General features: G+C 51.4%; 5 protein-coding genes and 1 pseudogene. 4 read left to right on the top strand and 2 right to left on the bottom strand.

The window, feature by feature from the left end; all coding sequences use genetic code 11:
- The 4 genes and pseudogenes from H2P46_RS22755 to H2P46_RS22740 all read left to right on the top strand — a co-directional run.
- Positions 1–75: pseudogene (locus H2P46_RS22755) on the top strand (IS6 family transposase); the annotation flags it as partial.
- Positions 76–348: 273 nt separating this feature from the next.
- Positions 349–891: a conjugation system SOS inhibitor PsiB family protein gene (locus tag H2P46_RS22750; RefSeq protein WP_193407011.1), complete on the top strand. Its 543-nt coding sequence runs from the start codon at positions 349–351 to the stop codon at positions 889–891.
- 1153 nt (positions 892–2044) lie between these two features.
- Positions 2045–2314 carry a hypothetical protein gene (locus tag H2P46_RS22745; protein ID WP_166720382.1) on the top strand — a complete coding sequence of 90 codons (270 nt, stop codon included), beginning with the start codon at positions 2045–2047 and terminating at the stop codon, positions 2312–2314.
- 14 nt (positions 2315–2328) lie between these two features.
- Positions 2329–2667, top strand: a complete 339-nt coding sequence (locus H2P46_RS22740; RefSeq protein ID WP_166720381.1) for a type II toxin-antitoxin system RelE/ParE family toxin — start codon at positions 2329–2331, stop codon at positions 2665–2667.
- A 112-nt stretch (positions 2668–2779) separates the two neighbouring features.
- On the opposite strand, the gene H2P46_RS22735 is transcribed toward H2P46_RS22740, so the two are convergent.
- Both H2P46_RS22735 and H2P46_RS22730 read right to left on the bottom strand, forming a co-directional pair.
- Positions 2780–3085, bottom strand: a complete 306-nt coding sequence (locus tag H2P46_RS22735; RefSeq protein ID WP_193407010.1) for a hypothetical protein — start codon at positions 3083–3085, stop codon at positions 2780–2782.
- Between the two features lie 178 nt (positions 3086–3263).
- Positions 3264–3506 carry a hypothetical protein gene (locus tag H2P46_RS22730; RefSeq protein ID WP_193407009.1) on the bottom strand — a complete coding sequence of 81 codons (243 nt, stop codon included), beginning with the start codon at positions 3504–3506 and terminating at the stop codon, positions 3264–3266.
- Positions 3507–3768: the final 262 nt, after the last annotated feature.

Genomic DNA, 3768 nt, shown 5'->3' with positions numbered 1-3768 from the left:
CGCAAAGGACAACTTCAGCATCCCGCCGGCGACAGATTGTCACCAGCGGAACAATTTTATTTGTTGGCTGCCTAAAATATCGGCAGCACAACGTTTGCTGACTCTGCTCTGTTAATGCGACAGAACCCAACCGGAACCCCAGGCACCGCCGCAGGGTAATTATCCGCCGGCAGATTTTGACGACGACATCCCGTTCTGAATGACGCGGCTTTGCTCACGCGAGGCGGCGAATCAGGTGAAAACAGCAGGTAAACGAAGCAGAAATACGGCCGGAACGGCCGGGATGGTTGCCCTGGCGGAGCTGTCACTCCGCGCAGGGCATGACAATCAAATTATGAGGAACTCGATATGTCAGCGACTCAGTCTAAAGAAAAAATTCGTAACGGCAAGACCTCCGCGTATTACGGCCGCCAGCGCGGCGGCTACCGCAGCTGCTGCGGTAGCGAACTGACGCGCGATGAGAGCGTGACACTGCAACGTCTTAAGGCATTCACGCCGGGCGACTTTGAAGCCTACAGCGCGCGCGGTGAGGAGTTTCGCCGGCGGCTGTGCGGGACTGTACTGAACGCCCTGCAGCTCAGCAATGCCTGGCTTACCGACTGCGAATGCCGGGGAGAGTGGGGCGGGGTGTTCCCGGTTCATCTGCGTCTGACGCACCGCAAAAATCCGCTCGTCACGCTCGACATCCTGAGCCCGGGCAGCGAGTCGCCGTTCTGGCACGGGCTTATCTGGATAAATCCCGATCACACAGGGCTGTACGTTCTGAACACCGAACAGTTTGAGCCGGAAAGCATCGGCCGGCTGCTGACGCGCATTGAAGAGATGGTCTCAGCGGGCATTACGCCAGCGGAAATCGTGGCGGTACTGGGCCAAAAGGGAGGGCGCGCATGAACACAGTCATGATGATGCCGGCAGCGGCGCCACGTTTTTATGTGCAACGGCATAATGTCTGCCGGCTGCACAACGTAGCTTTATGCCCTGAAGTGTTTTCAGCACCGGCAGCAAGGGCACAAACAAAGCGTAGAGCATGTCCTCGGGGGCCCTCGTTGCAGAGCCTGACTGATATTATCGGGCGGTCCGCTCCTGCAAAGTCAGAACGAACGCCCCAGGCGATGATGCACATGGCTGAGGCGCATGAAAAGCTCATCTGTGAGGCCGAAACGTCGCTGGCCAGCCAGTCTGTTCACACATACCGGCGATGGTACACGCACTGGCGGTGCCGGGGCGTACAGGTGAACGACCTGCTGGATATGACGTGGGTGTGGCGCCAGAGTGCCCGGACTGAATGACGAGAGACAAAGTACACTAACCGGTCAGACCTGTTAATGTTTCAAATCGTGGCGCCGATAGTATTCAGGTCCTTCACCAGGGATACACATTGATGGCAAATCCGTTTTGACGATGCTTCGCGGCATCGTCTTTTTTTTATCTTTCAAAAAGAAACCGCCGTAGCGGGTTTTAAATACACACATCTGTTCCCGGGGGACGGGATGAGGGAGAAAAGGATGTTGTCTCCCTGTGAGGGTCTGCGAAATCTTAGCGGGGTTAATGTTTAGTGTCCTGGGTTAAATCCATCTGAAGAGACAAATGAGATAAATACGCACGGCCTGTGATGCTCAGCATGGATCTGATAGCAGTGCGCGAAGAAAAACTCCGCTGGCGCAAATTCCGATTCGGGGAAACCCTCTCTTACCGGAGTTTTACCGAATGGCGCAGCGGGGCAACCGGCGCGGCCTGCTCCGGCGCTAACCGCCGACCACTATATCTGGTATGTCTTCCAGCTGAGAAAGGCACGGCATGTAGTATTGTGCGCCGCAGCGGGGCGATTCGGTCTTATGCGGGTTGTACCGAATTTCTGTAAACAACCTGCAACCTCCTGCCCGTGGTGGATAAATGTGTACTCAATTCTACCACTAGTGATATACTCTAAACATGTGCTGCCCTCGCCGCACTAGCGAGAAACCCGCTTTGCAATTCAGCAAAGCCTTTAATGAGGAAATGAGATTGCTGTTCTCGTCAGTGAATCTCAAATGAGGAATAACCTATGACCCAAACCATGTCCCAGAAGCTCGCCAGAGACAGTCTCGGAAATGCACAAAATTTTGAAGGAGGTATGTACGTCACGAAAAACGGAGTAGCAGAACTTTTTATTCAGACCGCCGCCGAACGTGAGGCAGAGCTGAGAGAAATGAAAGAAGAAAGAAATATAAACGCCCTTTTCAAGCTGGCAATGATGGCTAAAAAGGAAATCGTCGATGGCAAAGGCATGTCTCCTGAAGAGGCTTTAAGGAGGTTGCGTGCCGCAAGAAAATAAAAGAGAGGTGTTAAGTGTCAAAACAGTATTCAATCGAAGTAGCGCCGATGGCGCAGCAGTGCCTGCAAGATATTGAGTCATACAAAGGCGGGACTATCGGGGCGCAACGTGCCGCTGAATTGGTCGATAACCTGCTGATGGATTCCGTAAAAAATATCATGGAAGATCCTGAAAGATACCGCTTCAATGCCCATCTTGCTGATCGGGGATTGATGTTACGTGAAAGGCTTGATGTGGAAAGCGAGTATCGGGTGCTTTATGATTTTGATGGGGAGCATATCGAAATACTGCTTTTCATCAGCATGAAACAGGATTTTGACAAAATACTCTACCGCTTTAACATACTGAAATGACACTTAATGCCCGGTTATTCCGGGCTTTTTTATGCGTGTTAGATACGATTCGGGGTTATGGGCGTTTTACCGAACGGCGGCAGAAGGGCGTAAAAAAACCGCCTGGCGGCGGCTATTCAACATGGTTACGTGCTTCTTCAACAATCATCTTCTGGTAATCGAGTTCGGCTTTCAATTGGCGGGCTTTGTATCTAACCAGTTCAAGGATATGCAGCTCGCTCGATACGCGGGGATTAGCACGGCGCGTTTCCTCCAGAACGTCCTCGCTTTCGGAAGTGAGCCGGTCATATTCAGCCTGCATTATTTTCATCTCTGCTTCCAGCCGTTCCAACTCGTCCTGCGAATAAAGAACGCGGAACATGTGCCATGCGCCAATGAAAGGCAGCTTTCGCATCTTTCTTTTTGTTGTCAGTTGCATATTAACTCTCCTAAAAGCATCAGCTTATATTTAATACAATACAGTTGGCTTTAAATTAATACCAAGGCAATTCGGCAGAATAGGCGTTTTACCGAATGCCCGGAGAAGAGCGTAAAAAAACCGCCTCGCGGCGGTGATCCCCCACCGAAGCAGGGAATAGGGATATTGGGCAGTCAGATCAGTTATGAATCTCATTTTCATGAATAGCTCTTACCTTATGAATTAGAGCCTTACGCGCTCGGCGTTCCCCGATTACGAACGCTATCAACTTTACTGTTGCTGCCAGGAAAATAATCATCGCAGCGCCTGCTGCACCTAATATATAAGAGGCGTATACGGATGAATCCAGCAGGGTAAAGAAGAAATCTATCATAATGTCACCAGTCTGACGGCGCTTAGTATCAGCATATTTTATGTGCATGAAACTAAAAAATCCAGGGCAAAACAGCTCGGTATAATGGGCGTCTTACCGAGCCCATGTGAGTTGCAAAAGAAAATTGCCTCGTGATGGTCTTGAAGCAGGTGACAATCGCCAGTGTCCGCTTCCGGCACTTAACGGACATAAGTGTCAACAACCTGATGTCGGGTAGCAGCAGCACATTACTGCGCCGCCGCCCCCTGAGAACGGTACGTGCAGGTTTCCCCGCATACCGCTCAAGCCTTTATAAATGCCCGTTGTGGGC

This window comes from Mixta mediterraneensis (assembly GCF_014946725.1).
Classification (GTDB): domain Bacteria; phylum Pseudomonadota; class Gammaproteobacteria; order Enterobacterales; family Enterobacteriaceae; genus Pantoea; species Pantoea mediterraneensis.
The sequence above is the reverse complement of the archived record's forward strand: the minus strand, read 5'-3'. Positions and strand labels throughout refer to the sequence as shown.